Origin of the sequence: Gardnerella massiliensis (assembly GCF_003408845.1) — a bacterium.
In the GTDB taxonomy this organism is placed as follows: domain Bacteria; phylum Actinomycetota; class Actinomycetes; order Actinomycetales; family Bifidobacteriaceae; genus Bifidobacterium; species Bifidobacterium vaginale_H.
This window is the reverse complement of sequence record NZ_LRTV01000001.1, coordinates 787,174-788,306: the sequence shown is the minus strand read 5'-3', so window position 1 is coordinate 788,306 and position 1,133 is coordinate 787,174. Positions and strand designations below refer to the sequence as shown.

Below are 1,133 nucleotides of genomic sequence, written 5' to 3'. Positions count from 1 at the left end.
TGATGGTCGACGTATTGCAACTCTTGAAGTGCGTCGCCGCGCGTAGCTAGCCGTAGCGATAAAATAAGTATGATAATAACAAACCTAAGGAAGGATAAATATGGCCTTATTGCATATTTTGCCAGGTCTCGACGAAGCGGCCAGTGAAAAGGCTGTTGCTGTTTTGCAGAATCGTTTAAGCCACGAGCAGGAGGCTGCTTTGGTGCTTAAACATGCTCACTGGAATGTTACTGGCCCAGATTTTATTGCTGTACACGAAATGCTTGATCCGCAGGTTGCTGAAGTTTTGGCTCAGGCGGATGAAACTGCTGAGAGAATTGCAACTTTGGGTGGCTCTCCACTTGGCCGCGCAGACGATGTTGTTGCAGCTCGCACATGGAAGCGTTTTGCTTTAACTGGTCGTAAGTCAACTAAAGAATATTTGCAGGCTCTTATTGAGTATTACAACGATATGATTGCAGACGATCGCAAAGCTATTGCTGAGCTTGATGAGCTTGACGTCGTAAGCTCTAACATTATTCAGGATCACGTGCAGCAGCTGGAGAAGTTCCAGTGGTTTATGCGTAGTCATCTTGATTAATTGCAATATATAATGGTATGACTGTTGCGATGAGCGCATAGTGCGACACGCCCTGCAGTTGGGTTTGACTTTTTGCTGCTATGTGCTAATCTAACTACTTGTATGTTTTAAGCATACAAGTTGGGCCCGTAGCTCAGGTGGTTAGAGCGCATCCCTGATAAGGATGAGGTCGGAGGTTCAAGTCCTCCCGGGCCCACGGAAATTGAGTGAGTTTCATTCTTTTTACCTTTGGGGCTATGGCGCAGCTGGTAGCGCATCTGCTTTGCAAGCAGAGGGTCAGGAGTTCGAGTCTCCTTAGCTCCACAAGTAGGGTTTCTAGCCAATCGCTAGAAGCCCTTTTTTCATGCCAAAAAAGCGCCAAAATAGCTACAGAACCCGGGAATTTTCCCGCAAATGTTCCAAAAAAGCACCAAAACAGCTACAAAACCCGGAGAAAAAACTCCGGCAAATGTTCCAAAAAAGCACCAAAACAGCAACAAACGCCGGGAATTTTCCGGAGAATGTTCCACAAATTGGCTAAAACAGCAACAAACGCCGGAGAAAAAACTCCGGC

The 1,133-nt window shown here is 46.3% G+C and carries 1 protein-coding gene and 2 tRNA genes; all 3 read left to right on the top strand.

The features are described from left to right. The first annotated feature begins 100 nt into the window (after window positions 1–100). The 3 genes from AXE77_RS02920 to AXE77_RS02910 all read left to right on the top strand — a co-directional run bounded on the left by AXE77_RS02920 (window position 101) and on the right by AXE77_RS02910 (window position 883). On the top strand, window positions 101–580 hold the full coding sequence (locus AXE77_RS02920) for a Dps family protein (RefSeq protein WP_116712018.1): 480 nt from the start codon (window positions 101–103) through the stop codon (window positions 578–580). A 122-nt stretch (window positions 581–702) separates the two neighbouring features. After that, window positions 703–776 (top strand) — tRNA-Ile (locus tag AXE77_RS02915). A 34-nt stretch (window positions 777–810) separates the two neighbouring features. Next, window positions 811–883: transfer RNA gene (locus AXE77_RS02910), tRNA-Ala, on the top strand. Window positions 884–1,133 lie beyond the last annotated feature (250 nt).

Coding starts and splice junctions, on each gene's coding strand:
- AXE77_RS02920 (WP_116712018.1), top strand. CDS start 101: ATGGCCTTATTGCATATTTTGCCAGGTCTCGACGAAGCGGCCAGTGAA.